Below are 17,222 nucleotides of genomic sequence, written 5' to 3' on the forward strand. Positions count from 1 at the left end.
GCAGAAGCCTATCTCCCTGCTTCTCGGCGAACAAAGAACTTTTGTACACTATTTTATTGTTTACTGAGACGCTTGTACTCTTTTTCCATCTCTTTTGATAATTGCTTTGGCGTTAAACTTCCCGCTAGCAATTCTTGACCTGTAGAAGACATCACTGCCCACATGCCGCTTGGTAAATACTTTCGGTCGAAGTATGGCTCAACTTTAATATCGCTATACTTATCGTAGTATTTAGAGTAGTAGTTTTGGGTTTTATTGTTTGTCAGAGCCGATGCTGAAGACGTTCCTTCGGCAATCTTTTTGGCAACTTCCGGCTGTGACACAAATTCAATAAATTTCTTGGCTTCTTTAAGGTGCTTAGAATCCTTCCACGCAGCAAGAGTAAAGCGCTCTCCGCCAATCCAGCTTTGCGTACCGCCTTTATGAATAGCAGGCACCGGTACCGTTCCTACTTTTACTTCAGGATTTAATTCTGTTGCATCCGGTCCAAGAGATCCGCCCACAAATGTGAAAGCAATTTTATTTTGAGCCATTAATTCCGTTGCTTGAGATACTTTTGCGGTTAATACATCTTCATTCAGCAGCCCTTTCTTCTTCATTTCTGCCATTGTTTCCGCTAGCGGCGTGTAGTTTGACCAATTAAATGTTCCTTTTTCCAACTGCTTAGCGTAGTTCTTATTTTTTGCTGTAATAAGCTGAGGTGTAGCCAGCTGATCAAACACTTGAGCAATATTGCCGTTTTCCCCTCCTGGAATCCATAGAGGCGCTACTTCTCCTTTGCTCTTCTTTTTTACTGTTTCTAACGCTGTTATAAATTCATCCATTGTGTTAGGAGGCTTTATTCCGTATTTTTCTAACAGTGTCGCATTATAGCTAATTCCGTCTTTTGCTTGATTTAAAGGATACGCATACACTTTGCCGCTTTTATCTTTTAAAATTTGATTTAGCGCCGGATCCAAATGCTGAACCCAATCCATATCTTTTAAATCTGCTACATACTCACTGTAGCGAAGCTGAGACCAGCCGTGCGTATCAAATAAATCAGGCATATCATTTGCACCCATTTTCACACGAAGCATATCTTCATAGCCGTTACCCGGAAAATTCGCATCAATTTTAATATCTGGATTTTGTTTTTCAAATTCTGCAATCGCGTTTTGAAGCGCTTTTCTCTCGCCTTTATTACTCATCGTAGAAAAAAGCGTTAACGTTGTTTTCCCATTTCCGCCTGTTGCCGCTTCTTTATTTCCGCAGCCCGCTGCCACAACAGAAAAGACTAGTAATAGAACGAAAAGATACGTAAGCTTTTTCATTTATCTTTTTTCCTCCTTATACTCTATCAAGACATAAATAACTGAATATTCAGTTATTTGTACGTAGACAAATTCATTGCACAACGAAATAAAGTCACTTATAATTTAATCCTATACTTTTACAAAGGTTCAAAGAGTCCTAGAGATGAAAAAGCTTTTTCATTTACATACTTATCTGCCAATAAGTATGTAGTTTCTAGGGCTTTTTAACCTGCTTTTTCTATGGTTTTTTCTATTTTTCTTCCCCCTTATCACTCTTTATGTATGAATTCTTCTTTTCTATCACCCCCTTTCAAGTTATAACTTTTAGGCTACTGTTTTTTGAGTAAGGCTCCGCAGCTTTCACGATAAATTAATTTAGTCGGCACCATGACTTTTAAGGGAACGGATCTACCGCTTAACCGATCTACTAGCATTTTAACAGCCTGCCTTCCCATTTCTTCCGTATATACTTTAACCGTTGTGAGCGGCGTGCTCGCAAATGCTGCGATATCCACATCATCAAAGCTTACAATCGCTACGTCTTCAGGAACCTTTATATTTGATTGCTGCAAGGCACGCATTGCTCCTATCGCCATTGCATCACTTGCGATAAAAAATGCCTCAGGAAGATTTCCTTGCTTAATCGCTTGTCCCATCAGCTCATATCCTTCATTCATTGAATATTCGCCGACATAAACTTTCTCAGAATCGAGCAGGCCTTTTTCATGCATAACGCGTTCAAAAACCGTTTGACGCTGATCTTCAATAATAGAACTTCCGTTGATATAATGTTCTCTTTCTGTCCCTCCGATATAGCCAATTCTTTTATAACCGAGGTCAAATAAATGATTTAATGCATGTTTAGTAGCTTTCTCAAAATCAATCATGACCGAATCGTACAAATCCTCATCCGCTTTGTGATTGATAAAAACAATAGTATCTAAATGATTGCTCACTTCTTGAACCGTTTCTGGACTAACTCTTCCCACTACAATTACTCCATCAAGATCCTGCAGCAGCTCTTCTTGCTTCATGCCTTTTAGTCTAAATGACTTTACTGTAAAAATTTCTTTTTCTGCGCATTGACTTTCTATTCCATGGCGAATAGAAGAAAAAAAAGGGTCTACTAACTCTTCTTCAAGGGATTGAGCAAAAATAATACCTATCTTTGGAGCTTCTATGTCTTTTCCGTTTGCCGTTCCTTTTCGTATCTTCACGGGCGTATATTGCAGTTCCTTGGCTGCATGAAGAATGCGCTCACGAGTAACCTCAGATACAGAAAGCGTATGATCATTATTTAGTACTCTGGATACGGTTGAACTGGAAACATTAGCGTACGCCGCTATATCTTTTAAAGTTGCCATCTTTTTACCTCTCTATTATAATCTTCTATTTTTACTAAATATTTATCTCTTATATTGGAAGAATAGCACATTAATAAAACGCTTTCAATAAATAATTTTAAAATTTCAGTAAATTTATTAAAATATTCCCCAAAATTCTTCATTTCTTTTGTTAGTTCCGCCGTTAAAATGACAAAAATCCGCTATTACTACTTTGTTTTTATCACACCGCACTAAAACTTAAGTAAACTTTTAGTAAATATTAATTTTCATAAGAATTTGTTCATATTTGATATAAAACGGTTTGTTGGGGAAAATAAAAGGAGAAATACTGATAAGGAAAGAGAGAGCATATGATTAGCCAACATTCTTATTTTCAACAATGTCTGCCTGCCCTTCAACAATTACATAATATGAATTTCACGAAAGAACAGCTGTTGCAAAAAGACTTTTTAATCGGTCAAGAAAAGGAACTAAGCATGTACTACTCACCCCATAACGATTACATAAATCCAGAAGCTCATATTATTATTGCCGGCATCACACCAGGCTGGTTTCAAATGAAAACCGCTTTTAAACAATGCGTTTCCAGCCTGTCCCATCATCATCCGCTTGAACAAGTACTGTACGAAACAAAAAAAGCCGCTAGCTTTAGCGGAACGATGAGAGTAAATTTAATAGACATGTTAGATCGATGCGGCGTTCAAAAAGCGATAGGTATGGACAGTGCCGCTGAGTTATTTGCTTCACAGCGAGATATGCTGCATACAACGTCCGTATTAAAGTATCCTGTGTTTTACAAAGGAAAAAACTATACGGGTCATCAGCCGCCAATTGAACGATCAGCACTTCTTTCACACTATGCTTTTGAAGTGTTTCCACAGGAATTGAACGAAATAAAGAATCCGTGCTTAATCGTTCCGCTAGGAAAAGCAGTTGAAAATGTTTTAAGAAAACTTTCAAGTGAATCTTCGCTTTCTCAGCATACGTATTTATTTGGCTTTCCACATCCATCAGGAGCAAACGGACATCGAAAACGAATATTTGAAGAACACCTAAGGGAATTTACGGAAATTGTGGAGGAGTGGGCTGTAAACAGAAGGAGTTGAAAACGACCTTTAGCTCTTTCTGTTTGCAACATCTCCTTCTTTTTCTTCTAGTTCTCGTTCATTTTGCTCTTCATGAAACTCTTCTTCTGTTTGTGCAGCAAGATAGTCAAACGGCGTATAGTAATTACGAGGAAGCTTTCGGTGCCAAACTGTTTTAATAATAATAATCATCAGCGGAATACTCACCGTTAAAATAGCGACTAAAACTAGTAGCGAAAAAATCATAAATTATTTCCTCCTGCTTTATGAACCGTGCCTCCTGAAATAACAAAGCGGATCCCCTACACCCATCCACTTATATTTCATCTACATTCACTGTCATCAGTATACGGGATTCATGAGTAACAAAACCGTTCTTTTCAAAAAAACGTTCTGGTTTGCCTTGGCCTCTTTCAGTAGACATGTAGACTTCTTTCACTTCTTTTTGTATAAGTAACTCGTTAAGGAAAGATAAAAGACTCGTTCCTATGCCAGTTTGCTGAGTGTTGCTTAACACACAAATTTCATTTACATAAAACGTCTTATAGTTCGCCCACTGTTCTTCATTTCCTACTACAAATCCTACGAGTTTATTATTTTTACTGTGGAAGTAACCTATCCCTATGTAACCTGGAGTTTTACTGATATCGTATAAACGAGCATAAGCAGTGTTTATACTCCAAGGCTCATTCCACGGTGACCCACTAAAAACACTTGTATAGATGATTGCTGCTTCTTCTAATTCTTTATCCCTTAGTAAACGAACTTGACTTTTCATCATATTACTCCTTTTCCTATCAACTTTCTTGAAATTCATTTATATATAAAACATTCCAGTTATTGGTTAATTATAACATTTATAGACGTAGAACGACTAAATTAGTTATCGTTCTTCACTGTACTAGAAAAAGGAGATCCAATGTTAGGACTCCTTTTCTTAGATCAACTGTATTTCTTTTTACTTGAATTAATAGATGTATCTATAAAATCATTCACATATTCGCTCATTTCTCTGTACTTCGTCCAATGTAAATAGTGATGTCCTTGTAAAACAACTAGCTTTTGCGACGATACGTGACTTAATTGATTTTGGTAAAACGTAATATTTGATTTTCCCTCTTTTGGTTCTTTGTCTACTTTTCTAGTAAAAATCATTACGGGCGTCTTTGAAGGAAATGACATATCGAGAGTTTTATTTATATTGTTGTTCAGTTCTTTCGCTTCATCGATGACGTTTTTGTTGTAGCCTTTCCAGCTGGAGATTACTTTTGTCATTTTTAAATTTTTTGTTGTATACGTTCCTTCTTCGGCTAGCGGTAGATACTGATTAGGACTAGTAAGCAGGGCTAAGCGAGCAAGTCCACTTGGCGCTAAAACACTCATCAAACTTGGTATATTCGGCGCTTCTTCTTTAAAATAATCCAGCGCTTTTGGCAACGTAGGGTCTATTCCAATAACTGCTTTTACTTCATCTGGATATTTATTAGCGTAATACATGCTGTAAACGCCAGAAACTGAGTGCGGCATTAATATATACGGGCCTTTTATATCCGATTTTTGCAAGGCTTCTCTCATTTCACTTACACTATTTTCTACCGTTCGTTTTTTATTCGTAATGTCACTCCATCCGTATCCAAATGGTTCTACCACCACGACTTTATTATCCTTTGACAGTTCATTTACTAACGGTTCAAAATCCAGTGCAGGCGCAGTCGTTCCCAACCCGCTTAGTAGTACAATCGTATTTTCCCCTTTACCTTTTGTATATACATGAATATCTCTGCCATTAACCTCTACTAATTGACCAATAGGCGGATACTTTTTCTTTTCCACTGCCGTCATTACTTGATTCGTTACAACCCAAATGATGCATATCCCCAATATAGCTACTATCACATTTTGTAGAATTCTCAAGAACCTAAACTTTTTTTGCACGTTTACCTCTCCTTTCCGTAAGTAGCAGTTAGTAAGCCGACGAGAATGCTAACGAATCTTTGTAACTGCTTACTTACTATGACGCTTCAGAAAACGTTTAGTTCTATTTCCTATATAAAATTTAAAAGAATGATAGCAGCTTACTTCAGCACTAAACGAAAAAAAGGCCTCTTCTTATGGAAGAGACCTTTTACTATTTATTAAAAAGGGAATAATAAAAACTGTAACTCCTTCACTTGATTCCTAAGCGTATAACTGACGCTACGTTTTTAGCCGTTCTTTCAATATTTTCACCAGCTTTTTCTAGCGCTTCCGGAAGAGTCACTGCCCCAGGCACGACGCTGAATAAAGCAAAAATACCGTGTTCATACACAGCTTCGCTTCCCGCTCCAATGCTTCCTGCTATTGCGATCACGGGAACGCTATGCTTTTTTGCTGTTTTGGCTACGCCGATGGGTGTTTTTCCGTAAATGGTTTGACCATCTATTCTTCCTTCACCAGTAATGACAAGATCGGCATTTTTAATATAGCTTTCTAACTGAGTTGCTTCAATGACAATGTCTACACCTGGCTTTAACTCCGCAGATAAAAATGCCAGCAGGCCGCCGCCAAGCCCTCCTGCCGCTCCCGCACCAGGAACACTTTGAATATGAATATCCATTTCTTTTTCAATAACCGCTGCGTAATGAGCTAGATTACGGTCAAGCTGTTTAACCATATCAGGAGTTGCACCTTTTTGAGGGCCAAATACCGCAGATGCTCCGGTTGCACCCGTTAACGGATTGTCTACGTCGCACGCAACTTCTACTTTGACTTCAGCAAGCCGAGAATCGAAGTTTGTAAGATCAATAGCAGCTAACTGGTTTAAACTGCCGCCTCCTTCTTTTATTTCTGCTCCGTTAGTATTAAGAAGCTTTGCCCCTAAAGCTTTTGCCATACCGGCTCCTCCATCATTTGTAGCACTTCCTCCGATGCCAATAATGATATGCTTTACTTTTTGATCTAATGCTTTAAGAATGAGCTCCCCGGTTCCTCGCGTTGTAGTTATAAGCGGATTGCGTTCATCCATAGGAACTTGATGAAGACCTGAAGCGGCTGCCATTTCAATAACAGCCGTTTTGCCGTCTCCAAGAATTCCGTAAAAAGCTTCCACCTCTTTACCTAAAGGTCCGGTTACCTTAGCTTGTATAATTTGTCCGCCCGTCGCGTCCACAAGCGACTGAACGGTCCCTTCTCCACCGTCTGCCATAGGTACTTTGCTAATCTCCGCGTTGGGAAAATGAGTTTTTATTCCTTTTTCCAGGGCTTCACAGACGTGCAGAGCCGTTAAGCTTTCTTTAAATGAATCTGGCGCAATTACAATTTTCATCCGCAAACACTCCTTTTATTTTTAGCCGTATAGCTTTAATACACCAAATATAAGCGTGGATACAATTGCCATGATGAGTCCAATAAGCGATTCGTACGGTATTAATTTTAAGCGTTCTTTTATTTTCATATTTACACTTCCGCCCGTTGCGTGAAAAAAGCTTCCGTGCGGAAGGTGATCAAGTACGGTCGCTCCGGCATGAACCATAGCAGCTCCGGCCAAAGCAGAAACGCCTAGCTCTAAAATTGTCGATCCAAAAACTTGGCTTGCGACTGCTGTTCCTGCGGTTGTCGAAGCAGTTGCCGCTGACATAAAAATACCTGAAACCGGAGCTAAAACATAAGCTGGCAATCCAATGGCAGACAAGCCTTGAATAATCACGTCTTTTAGCTGAGAGTTAGCAATGATTCCTGCTAGTGTCCCCGTTCCAAGCAGCATAATGGCTACACCTGACATTTTCCCTAATCCAGAAATAGCATATGTATTAAGTTGTTTTCCTTTTTTCATCACAATGGCACCAACAATCCCTCCTACAGGAAGCGCAACCATTGGATCAATATTAAGATCAAAAAGCGGGCGTAGCGCCAGTAGCACGATGGTAACAATTGGTGCTATGATAGCCGTTAAAAACAGCGGCAAGCTGCTTGCATCCACTGTATCTATTTCTTCAGCTTCAACCATTGTTCCTTTTTTCACCAATCGTTTGGCTATTAGATAAGTGACCGCTACGCCAAATACAGCGGGAATAATTCCTGCAGCCATCACGGATGTAAGTGGAATATTGAATGCGTCCGAAGCAGCAATAGCGTTAGGATTAGGAGACATTAAATTTCCTGCCTTTCCTCCTCCAATCATTGCTAGTAAAATAGCAGGCTTTGACATACCCGTACGTTTAGCAATGGCTAAAGCAATAGGCGCCACTGTGATCACAGCCACATCAACAAACACACCTACTGTCGTAAGAATGAGTGTGGCTAGCGCTAGAGCTAAAAGCGCTTTTGTTTCCCCTAGTTTTTTTACAATGGTTTCTGCTATAACCGCTGCTGCACCTGATTCTATTAATACCCCGGCCAATATACCAGCTGCAAGAATTCGCAGCACTGCGGGAATGATGCCTTGTGCCCCTTCAATCATTAAAGTAACGGTATCAGCAATATTAACTCCGCCAATCAGTCCTCCAATTAAAGATCCGGCTATCATTCCGTATGCAGGAGCCACTTTCTTTAAGATTAATATAATGGCAATTACTAATGCACAAATCGCGCCTAATGCGCTTACTTGAACGTCCATAAAGCATCCCCTTTCTTGTTTCTTCTATCCCCAACGCTAATTGTAAGCGCTACCTTCAATTCTTTCATTAGTCACTTCAACAAAAAAAGACCTTGCTATCGCAAGATCTTTTATGCACGTGCACAATTATGAAATTTTAGATAACAGTAGCGCTACATACAGTTCGAGGAGGTCTTTTACTTTCCTTGGATCTTTTCCCGTGATGCTTTGGATTTTATCTAGACGGTAGCTTAGCGTATTTCGATGTATAAAAAGCTTTTTAGCTGCCGTGCTTCCTTCGCCATTTTCTTCTATGTAGACCGTTAACGTTTCGATAAGTTCTTTTTTCTTATCATATTCCTTTAGCTTTTTATAGTGATCCAACAGATCATGATTTTCTTGAAAACCGGCGCGTTGACGTAACAGTACGGGAATTTGATAATCCGCATAGCAGTAGAAATCAGCTTCTGGATGAAGCTTTGAACCGACCGCAAGCGTATCTTTTGCCTGCTGATAAGATACATGAAGGCCTTTAAAATCAGCTTGAAAAGATCCTGCCGCTAACTTACACACCATACCAGACGCCCGAAGCTGTTTTTCCAGCTGTTCCGCATAGCTGCTAGCGCTGCCTGTTTCTGTAGATTTTAATATGACCACTCCGTCTGGAAGCATAGCGTATAAGTCATTATTAGCTATGTATTTCTTTACAAGTTTCATAACTTCATGGCGATTGTCAGCTGTAACAATCACTGCCACTCGTGGAAGGTATAAATTAATATCAAAGCGATTCGCCCGGTCAAAAAATAAAGAGTCAAACGGATCTTCTTGTTGAAGAAGCTGATGAACCAGCTCTTCTTTTAATCGTTCATCCCATTGAATTTCCTCTATTAAAATCATTTCTTGAAAAATCATTTCAGCCGCCATGCGCACAAGCTCTCCGTAATTACGAATTTGTTCTGGCAGTCCTGTTAACCCCACGACTCCAACAATTTCTCCGTTAAAGAAAATAGGCAAATTCACGCCCGGTTTGGCCCCTCGCAGCGAGTCAGCCTGCTGCTGAGTGATTTCGTAGGAACTGCCGCTTTTTAATACCATTAGCGCTCCTTCGTGGATTTGATTCATTCGATTTTTGTCACCCGAACCAATAATGACTCCTTTTTCGTTCATTACGTTAATGTTGCAATCAATAATCTCCATCGTTCTACACACAATTTTCTGAGCTAATTCTTTTGTTACGTATCTCAAGCCTGCTCCTCTCTTTCTTTACATTCCCATCTTTTTAGTTTCTTTATCAAAGTAGAATGATCGATACCTAATTCTTTCGCTGCTTGCCGGAGTGATGAACAATGTTGGATAGTTTCTTTAACGAGCCGCTGTTCAAACTGCTCCACTTTCTTTTTTAGAGGTAAATAATCACATTTTTCATCTTCATTATAAGTATGAAAAGGTAAATGATGGGCTTCAATTGTTTCACCAGGAATAGACACAATCATATTCTCAACCATATTTCGAAGCTCTCTTACATTTCCCGGCCATTGGTACGCTTCTAGCATTTGCTTCGCTTTATTTGATATGCGCTTTTGGACGTAATACAAGCTGCAAAAGTAGGAAACGTAATGATCAACGAGTAAACTAATATCCTCTTTACGTTGAGATAAATGCGGAAGGGTGATTTCAACTACCTTTAAACGATAGTATAAATCTTCACGGAACCTACCCTTTTTAATAAGCTCTCCTAGATGTTGATTTGTTGCCGAAATGATTCGTATATCGATACTTTTTGTTTTAGTTCCTCCAATTTTCTGTACCTGCTTTTCCTGTAACACTCGAAGCAGTTTTACTTGCAAGGAAATTGGCATTTCACCAATTTCATCAAGCATCAAGGTTCCGCCATCAGCGAGTTCTAACAGTCCTATTTTCCCTTCTGTTCTAGCGCCAGTAAAAGCTCCCTTTTCATAGCCGAATAACTCTGATTCTAGCAACGGTTCAGGAATGGCTCCGCAGTTCACTTTAATGAAGGGCTGATTGTTTCTATCGCTTGAATCATGAATAAGATTAGCGACTACTTCTTTTCCCGATCCTGAGGGACCTGATAGAAGAATACTTGTAGGAAACGGAGCTACTCGTTTGGCTTGCTGATAAACCATGTTCATCCTATTGCTTTGAAACACTAGGGGCTGTTCCGACCCATTCACTTTTACAGCGTATTTATTTGCATTCATATGTGAAAACTCTTTTACCTTTAACAGCTCTTTTTTAACTGCGTTTAACTGTGTAATATCCTGTACAGTGGTAACAACGAGCTCTATTTCACCTTGTTTGTTAAACACTGGATTTCCTGTTACCATAACGTCTCTTCCGCTTGAAATCGTTTGCATAATAGAGCGCCGTTTTTTTTCTTCTAACACAAGTAGGGAAACAGATTGATCAATATATCCTTCATCTATAACGGTTTGCATATGCTTTCCTAATACGTTTTGTTTATTGGTTCCTGTGATTGTTTCATAAGCTTCATTTACATATATCGTTATTCCCTTTTTATTTACTACATATATTCCGTCCGTAGAGAATTCAATAATGGCCTGTAACGTTTCGTTCGTCAAATCTTTTTTTTCTTTAAAAGAAGTCATTATTTCATATTCCTTTCTTATGGTGAATTTCCGCCAATATACGGTGAAACTTTTCACCACTATCCATTCAATGTACAATAGGCTTTTTCCTTCTAAAAGCGGTGAATACTTTCAGCACATGGTTATAAAACTCCAAGGAAAACTGGGGTAATATTTACTTTTTGAATAATGGCATAGAAATTGCAGTTTAGTATGTTGAAAGAACAGGAGAGAGTCTCTCCCCCTTCTAAAAAGGATTATTCTCTCCAGAATATAGGGTAAATGCAGTACAGAGTCATTTTAAAAGTACAAATAAAAATCCCGCTACATTTAGGAGGCTATTGTATGTGTAATATTATTAAACCTAACTCAAAGCTTTATGTAATGGATAACGGCTCGATGCAAATGGATAAAAACTGGATGCTTGCAATGCATAACCCAGCAACTGTTAAGAACCCTCATACACCTACGGATTTTGTAGAGTTTCCAATTTATACTGTATTAATCGATCATCCGGAAGGGAAAATTCTGTTTGATACAGCCTGCAATCCTGAATCAATGGGACCACAAGGGCGCTGGACTGAAGCAACTCAACAAATGTTTCCTTACTCAGCTACAGAAGAATGTTATTTACCGAATCGATTAGAACAATTAGGGGTGGATCCTAAAGAAATTAAATTTGTTGTTGCTTCCCACCTTCATCTTGATCATGCTGGCTGCTTAGAATTGTTCACTAACGCTACTGTTATTGTTCATGAAGATGAGTTAAACGGCACCCTTCAGTCTTATGCACGCAATCAAAAAGAAGGTGCTTATATTTGGGCTGACATTGACGCGTGGATAAAAAATGACCTTCATTGGAAAACGATTAAACGAAACGAAGATACCATTAAACTGGCAGAAGGAATTAATGTCTTGAACTTTGGAAGCGGACATGCTTGGGGTATGCTTGGCCTTCATGTTCATTTGCCTGAAACAGGTGGCATTATCTTAGCATCTGATGCAATCTATACAGCTGAGAGCTATGGTCCTCCTGTGAAACCACCCGGTATTATCTACGACTCTCTCGGGTATGCAAACACGGTTGAACGTATACGCCGTCTAGCCTACGAAACTAATTCGCAAGTTTGGTTTGGTCACGATGCAAATCAATTTCAGCAGTTCCGCAAATCTACTGAAGGTTATTACGAGTGAAATCAAGCAACTGCTTAAGATAAAAAATTTTTCTATAAATTGGAGGGCAAACAAATGACCATCTCAAAACTAGTTTTCACCCCTCTCAGCTATACAGGATGGGGCTCACTTCAACAACTGCTTCCGGAAGTGAAAAAATATCATCCTGCTCATATTTTAATCGTCACAGATCCCGTGTTAAAAGACATTGGACTTGTAGATAAAGTGAGTGCTCCTCTTATCCAAAATGGGTATGAAGTAGATGTATACGCAGATACGGCACCAGAGCCGCCTTTAGCGCTTGGTGAAAAACTCGTATCTTACGCAAAAAGCCAAAAATTTGATTTAGTCATTGGAGTTGGTGGGGGCAGCGCATTAGATTTAGCAAAACTTACGGCCGTTTTAGCCGCTCACGACGGCGCTGTAGAAGAATACTTGAACTTAACTGGTACAAAACAAATTTCAAAAAAAGGTCTTCCTAAAATTTTAATTCCTACAACTTCCGGCACGGGTTCAGAAGTAACGAATATTTCTGTATTATCTCTTGAAAGCACAAAAGACGTTGTGACCCACGACTATTTGCTTGCAGACGCTGCCATTGTAGATCCTGAGCTTACGCTAAGCGTGCCTTCTAAAGTAACGGCGGCTACAGGGGTTGATGCATTAACTCATGCCGTTGAAGCTTATGTATCAGTAAATGCAAATCCAGCAACCGATGCCTTAGCACTAAAGGCTATACGCATGATTAGCTCTTCTTTAAGAACAGCTGTAGAAAACGGCAAAGATAAAGAAGCGCGAACTCAGATGAGCTACGGAAGCTATTTAGCGGGACTTGCTTTTTTTAACGCAGGCGTAGCCGGTGTTCATGCACTTGCCTATCCGTTAGGTGGACAGTTTCATATTTCACACGGTGAATCAAACGCCGTATTGCTTCCATATGTGATGGGTTACATACGCAGCAGCTGCGTGGAAAAGATGCGGGATATTTTTGAAGCACTAGGCGGAAACGCTACCTCTTTATCAGAAGAAGAAGCTTCTTATCAGTGTGTGAAACAGCTGCAGTCACTTGTCAAAGACGTGGGCATTCCTCAAACTCTTCGCGGATTTGATATTCCAGAAAGTGCCCTTCAAAAGCTGACAGGAGATGGCGTCCAGCAAAAACGAATTCTCGCTCGCAGTCCTTTGCCTCTTCATGAGAAAGACATACGAGCTATTTACCAATCGGCTTATGATGGCGCTATAGTAGAACCTCTACACTAAAGAACTCCCCCTTACCTAAGGGGGAGTTCTATTTATGCTGCTTTAGCCGTTGTACCAAAACGATTCTCTTTAGGGTCACTAGGCTGACAGAATAAGACAATTAGCCAAATACCGCCAATAAGCGGAACTAATGTAATGAGCTGCCACCATCCGCTTTTTCCCGTATCATGGAGCCTTCTTGCTCCTACCGCTAACGAAGGGACTGCAATCAATAGCGAGTAGATTACCGGCAGAAAAAGAGGCTTATCAATAACGAACTGAATGAAAGAAAGAATAAATGAAATAACAAAGTTGACCAATACAAACATCCAGTATTCAGTTCGGCTTGCTCTGCCAGAAAACGTCCCGTAATTTTTCAACACTTTTATGTACCACTTCATATGCAACACCCTCCTTTTTTAGTATAAAATTGTAAATTTATAGTTTATATATCCTTTTTATTCAAAAAACAAACCGTTAAACGAACAAATAACGACATTTTTTATACAAAAGAAAAAACTTCTTTCAAAAAAAGAAGTTTTCGTAATGTATTATGCTTTTCTATTTAATCAAATCATTTCGGTCTTCCATACTTGGCGGTTCCTCAAGCCACCCGTTTTTGGCCATGATTTTTCCCCCGTCTTGCCCGTATGTTAAAATGTCTTTGGCCGTACTGACAAGAGTAAGAGGAAGATCTCCACGTAAACTAAATGCAGTGCCTAGAGCGTTGCTTCCCAGCCCAAAACTGCAGAACAAACTCACGCAGTACATCATTAGTTTATCTGAAAAAGGTGCTACTTTTGACTCGGTCGCTTTCGCTCCCCACGTTGCAGGCGTCTGAATATCGCTCTCTAAAAGAATTTTGCTATAATCACTTACAATTTTCTTAGCCAGCTCTTTTCCTTTTACAAAATACTTCTTTACTTCAGGCTCACTTGCTACTTGAGCAAACCCTGTGATCATTTGCATGCCAAGAATGTTGCTTTCAATAGCATAATAAATATGCGCTACCTCTACAGTATTTAATGCACGTTTACTGGAAAATAAATGGAGGCCATTCATATAATCTGTACCTTCAGCAAACTTCACTGTTTTAGGTACTGAAACAGCTGGAGGCCTTGGAAGCACGTTTTTTTCCTGAAGATAATCTACACATTTGTCATAGCCACTTTGCGTGAAAGCGGTAAGCTCTTTATATAGAGAGATCATGTCTTTTCTGTAGGACATGGTTAAATGAAGCGTATGTAGCCCCATGCTAATTTCTTTTAAAAGGCGAAGAAACATAATATCAAACACTTTATCATAAAGCTTAGGAACACCGACATTTACGTCTTTTTCTGTGTATCCTACCGGTATGGCTGCCCCTTCATTTTTTAGAATCATTTTGATATCTTCAATATAGTTCACAACTTGCATATGCGTATCTTGCATAATTTCTTTTGCCCCGTCATCTTCTGCGTGCGCAATAAAATATTCTAAAATTCTTTGGGTCATTGTTTTTTGCTGATAGGTCATCCAAAGAGTAGCAATTTCACTTGAACTTAACGGTATTTCTTGACTCATGCACTCAACCTCCTGCTAGGGATACATACGTAAATCTTCATTTGTTCACGAGTGGGTATCTGTAATGAAGACTTTATTCTCGACCTTAACATTCCTCCCCGCAGCCAGATACACAGCTCTGTCTCTTCCTCAATTAATTCTGCTTCATTTACTATGCACAAATTGGAAGAATTCTATGTATTTACCCTCGCTTTTAAATGGAGGAAACAAAAAAAGCCCCCTCTCATTAAAGGCGCTTTTTCAAAGAAAACGTTTTTATTCCATCGTATCAGAAATTCTTTTGTAGCTTCCGCATTTTTTTAGATATTGAATAATATCTTGATCTTTTACACGTTGAATAGCTGATCCGAACAGTTCTGCTGCTACCTGCATACGTTCATGTTTATGTTCAATGGTCATAATATATCGAAGCGCATCCACAACCGGTGCATTGTGACGTGTACGACGAGTTATGTACTCGTGAATGGCTTCATTTAACCCTTCCGATTCCGCTTGTTGAAACTCAGGTTTTCTTACCGCTTGACTATATACCACTTTTTTGCCACTCCTTCTCCTCATTTTTAATCATTTTTATCTTTCTTTTATTTCCATTTCCCTAACAAAAGGGAAACAAAACATGCAATGTTAACTTTTTTAGAGTTTTCTAGCAGATGCATGATGCATTTAAAAGAACATAGGTTTGATCCTTTATAAGGAAACTATGATATATTTTTTGTCTACACAGACTATACACAGTAAGGAATGAGGTATTTAGATATGAATAAAGCTGAATTTATTGATGCTGTTGCTTCAAAATCAGAATTAACAAAACAAGACGCAAAAAAAGCGATTAAGCTTATAGCTTCAATAAAATCACAATTTTTTTAAAATACGTTGATTAAAAAAACACCCTGAGAGGATGTTTAATAGTTAGCTTGTAAAGCTTCACTCTTTTTCTTTAGTTTTTGACTTTCTTCTTCTAACTCAATAATTTTATTTTGGAGCTCTGTATTATCAAAGTCTTGCTCTAACTCTTCAGATAACTTTATTCGCTGTTTATGAATTTCAATTCGTTGTTTAGCAATCGCTTCTACTTCTTTGTTTAATTGTAATTGTTCATATGGATTCATATAAATTCCTCCCTTACTTTCACTTTCAACACAAGAAGACAGATTCCTTTAAAATAAAGTCCAGTGAGTGTTCCCTATAAACATGCTAATGGCCCCAAACGCACTAGCAATAAAACTAAAATTCCATACAGTGCGCATCCAAACTGCTAAAGAATCATATGTCTTTTTAAAGGCTACTTCACGCATAAAGATGAGATAAAGAACTGTAAACCCATATACACCAAATGCTACCCATTGAAAAGTTTCTTGAATTTGTGGAACTATTAGAACAACTGCTACTAAAGCTACGGTGAAAATGAGGTTCACAATCATAAAGAAGCTGACGAAACGCATCCACTTAAATCCCTTTTCGTCTAGTTCCGCAGCACCTTGGTTTTTTCGCTTTAATTCCTCCATTGTTCATTACCCCTAGTATTCAGTTTTATCCATTATAGCACGTTATCCTAGTGTTATTCTTAAAGTACTAGTATCGTTATGTTCAAATTTCAGAGATTAGACTCAAAGATTTTGAAGTTTTCACATTAGAATTTTATACAGGCTCAATCAAAATCTGTAGTTATCTAACATAAATAAAAGAGCAGTTTGCAAATGCAAACTGCTCTTTCGATGACCCGTACGGGATTCGAACCCGTGTTACCGCCGTGAAAGGGCGGTGTCTTAACCACTTGACCAACGGGCCAAGATTGTTTTTTAAGTTTAACTTAACGGTTTGTTATACTGGTGGGCCTAAGTGGACTCGAACCACCGACCTCACGCTTATCAGGCGTGCGCTCTAACCAGCTGAGCTATAGGCCCTTAATCCTCATATGTATCTAAAATGGCAGGGGCAGTAGGAATTGAACCCACACTGACGGTTTTGGAGACCGTAGTTCTACCTTTAAACTATGCCCCTATAAAAAGTAGCAGTCATGACGGGATCGAACCGCCGACCCCCCTGCTTGTAAGGCAGGTTCTCTCTCAGCTGAGCTAATCCTCCAAAAAAATCTATATAAGCGCTATAAACAGCGTTGTTTTCATTACTTATAATAGAATGTTCCAAATAAAAAACCCCTATGCTCTTTTACAAGAGGTTAATAAGGGTCCTTATCATTGAATTGCCTGGCAACGTCCTACTCTCACAGGGACAAAGTCCCAACTACCATTGGCGCTAAAGAGCTTAACTTCCGTGTTCGGTATGGGAACGGGTGTGACCTCTTCGCTATCGCCACCAGACCTGTATCTCAATAATTA

Annotated in this window: 18 protein-coding genes, 3 tRNA genes and 1 rRNA gene; 4 read left to right on the top strand and 18 right to left on the bottom strand. The window is 39.0% G+C overall.

The genetic code is table 11. From position 1 onward, the window contains the following. Positions 1-53: 53 nt before the first annotated feature. Positions 54-1,313, bottom strand: a complete 1,260-nt coding sequence (locus OK414_RS14425) for an ABC transporter substrate-binding protein (RefSeq protein ID WP_034651251.1) — start codon at positions 1,311-1,313, stop codon at positions 54-56. Positions 1,314-1,624: 311 nt separating this feature from the next. Then, complete coding sequence (locus OK414_RS14430) at positions 1,625-2,659, bottom strand: LacI family DNA-binding transcriptional regulator (RefSeq protein WP_095380334.1); 1,035 nt, start codon at positions 2,657-2,659, stop codon at positions 1,625-1,627. Positions 2,660-2,991: 332 nt separating this feature from the next. On the opposite strand from OK414_RS14430, the gene OK414_RS14435 reads away from it, so the two are divergent. Continuing rightward, entirely contained in the window at positions 2,992-3,747 is a 756-nt protein-coding gene (locus OK414_RS14435) for a hypothetical protein (protein ID WP_074896751.1), read from the top strand. 9 nt (positions 3,748-3,756) lie between these two features. Here the strand turns inward: OK414_RS14435 and OK414_RS14440 are convergent, their stop codons facing one another. The 7 genes from OK414_RS14440 to OK414_RS14470 all read right to left on the bottom strand — a co-directional run bounded on the left by OK414_RS14440 (position 3,757) and on the right by OK414_RS14470 (position 10,929). After that, positions 3,757-3,972: a DUF3951 domain-containing protein gene (locus tag OK414_RS14440; RefSeq protein ID WP_034651244.1), complete on the bottom strand. Its 216-nt coding sequence runs from the start codon at positions 3,970-3,972 to the stop codon at positions 3,757-3,759. Between the two features lie 70 nt (positions 3,973-4,042). Continuing rightward, positions 4,043-4,504, bottom strand: coding sequence for a GNAT family N-acetyltransferase (locus OK414_RS14445; RefSeq protein WP_264363536.1), 462 nt, complete (start codon positions 4,502-4,504; stop codon positions 4,043-4,045). A 164-nt stretch (positions 4,505-4,668) separates the two neighbouring features. Continuing rightward, complete coding sequence (locus OK414_RS14450; protein WP_263045902.1) at positions 4,669-5,568, bottom strand: alpha/beta fold hydrolase; 900 nt, start codon at positions 5,566-5,568, stop codon at positions 4,669-4,671. A 325-nt stretch (positions 5,569-5,893) separates the two neighbouring features. Continuing rightward, on the bottom strand, positions 5,894-7,030 hold the full coding sequence (locus tag OK414_RS14455) for a glycerate kinase (RefSeq protein ID WP_263045892.1): 1,137 nt from the start codon (positions 7,028-7,030) through the stop codon (positions 5,894-5,896). A 21-nt stretch (positions 7,031-7,051) separates the two neighbouring features. Continuing rightward, positions 7,052-8,320, bottom strand: a complete 1,269-nt coding sequence (locus tag OK414_RS14460; protein ID WP_263045893.1) for a GntP family permease — start codon at positions 8,318-8,320, stop codon at positions 7,052-7,054. 126 nt (positions 8,321-8,446) lie between these two features. Then, on the bottom strand, positions 8,447-9,544 hold the full coding sequence (locus OK414_RS14465) for a sugar diacid recognition domain-containing protein (protein ID WP_095380338.1): 1,098 nt from the start codon (positions 9,542-9,544) through the stop codon (positions 8,447-8,449). Then, positions 9,541-10,929 carry a sigma-54 interaction domain-containing protein gene (locus OK414_RS14470; protein WP_263045894.1) on the bottom strand — a complete coding sequence of 463 codons (1,389 nt, stop codon included), beginning with the start codon at positions 10,927-10,929 and terminating at the stop codon, positions 9,541-9,543. Before OK414_RS14470 ends, OK414_RS14465 begins: the two co-directional genes overlap by 4 nt. A 324-nt stretch (positions 10,930-11,253) precedes the next feature. Between OK414_RS14470 and OK414_RS14475 the strand changes: the two genes are divergently transcribed. After that, entirely contained in the window at positions 11,254-12,102 is an 849-nt protein-coding gene (locus tag OK414_RS14475) for an AhlS family quorum-quenching N-acyl homoserine lactonase (RefSeq protein ID WP_095380340.1), read from the top strand. Between the two features lie 54 nt (positions 12,103-12,156). Further along, complete coding sequence (locus OK414_RS14480; RefSeq protein ID WP_016766136.1) at positions 12,157-13,341, top strand: iron-containing alcohol dehydrogenase; 1,185 nt, start codon at positions 12,157-12,159, stop codon at positions 13,339-13,341. 32 nt (positions 13,342-13,373) lie between these two features. Here OK414_RS14480 and OK414_RS14485 read toward each other — a convergent pair whose 3' ends face one another. The 3 genes from OK414_RS14485 to OK414_RS14495 form a co-directional block, all read right to left on the bottom strand. Then, complete coding sequence (locus OK414_RS14485; protein ID WP_016766135.1) at positions 13,374-13,721, bottom strand: DUF805 domain-containing protein; 348 nt, start codon at positions 13,719-13,721, stop codon at positions 13,374-13,376. A gap of 160 nt (positions 13,722-13,881) precedes the next feature. Further along, entirely contained in the window at positions 13,882-14,883 is a 1,002-nt protein-coding gene (locus tag OK414_RS14490; protein ID WP_263045895.1) for a DUF3231 family protein, read from the bottom strand. Between the two features lie 255 nt (positions 14,884-15,138). Further along, entirely contained in the window at positions 15,139-15,417 is a 279-nt protein-coding gene (locus OK414_RS14495) for a hypothetical protein (protein ID WP_013083544.1), read from the bottom strand. A gap of 222 nt (positions 15,418-15,639) precedes the next feature. Here OK414_RS14495 and OK414_RS14500 point away from each other — a divergent pair, with 222 nt between their 5' ends. After that, positions 15,640-15,750 carry an HU family DNA-binding protein gene (locus OK414_RS14500; protein WP_141235325.1) on the top strand — a complete coding sequence of 37 codons (111 nt, stop codon included), beginning with the start codon at positions 15,640-15,642 and terminating at the stop codon, positions 15,748-15,750. Between the two features lie 35 nt (positions 15,751-15,785). Here the strand turns inward: OK414_RS14500 and OK414_RS14505 are convergent, their stop codons facing one another. From OK414_RS14505 to rrf, 6 genes are all read right to left on the bottom strand, one after another. Next, the gene (locus OK414_RS14505) at positions 15,786-15,992 is read right to left on the bottom strand and encodes a hypothetical protein (protein ID WP_016766132.1); all 207 of its coding nucleotides are present in this window, start codon (positions 15,990-15,992) and stop codon (positions 15,786-15,788) included. A 48-nt stretch (positions 15,993-16,040) separates the two neighbouring features. Then, positions 16,041-16,388 (bottom strand): hypothetical protein, encoded by a 348-nt coding sequence (locus tag OK414_RS14510; protein ID WP_016766131.1) that lies wholly within the window; start codon positions 16,386-16,388, stop codon positions 16,041-16,043. A 211-nt stretch (positions 16,389-16,599) separates the two neighbouring features. Further along, positions 16,600-16,671, bottom strand: a tRNA-Glu gene (locus tag OK414_RS14515). Between the two features lie 39 nt (positions 16,672-16,710). Then, positions 16,711-16,787, bottom strand: a tRNA-Ile gene (locus tag OK414_RS14520). A 23-nt stretch (positions 16,788-16,810) separates the two neighbouring features. Further along, positions 16,811-16,884: transfer RNA gene (locus tag OK414_RS14525), tRNA-Trp, on the bottom strand. A 204-nt stretch (positions 16,885-17,088) separates the two neighbouring features. Continuing rightward, positions 17,089-17,204, bottom strand: a 5S ribosomal RNA gene (rrf, locus tag OK414_RS14530). Between the last annotated feature and the right edge of the window lie 18 nt (positions 17,205-17,222).

The organism is Priestia sp. JV24 (assembly GCF_025910025.1).
In the GTDB taxonomy this organism is placed as follows: domain Bacteria; phylum Bacillota; class Bacilli; order Bacillales; family Bacillaceae_H; genus Priestia; species Priestia megaterium.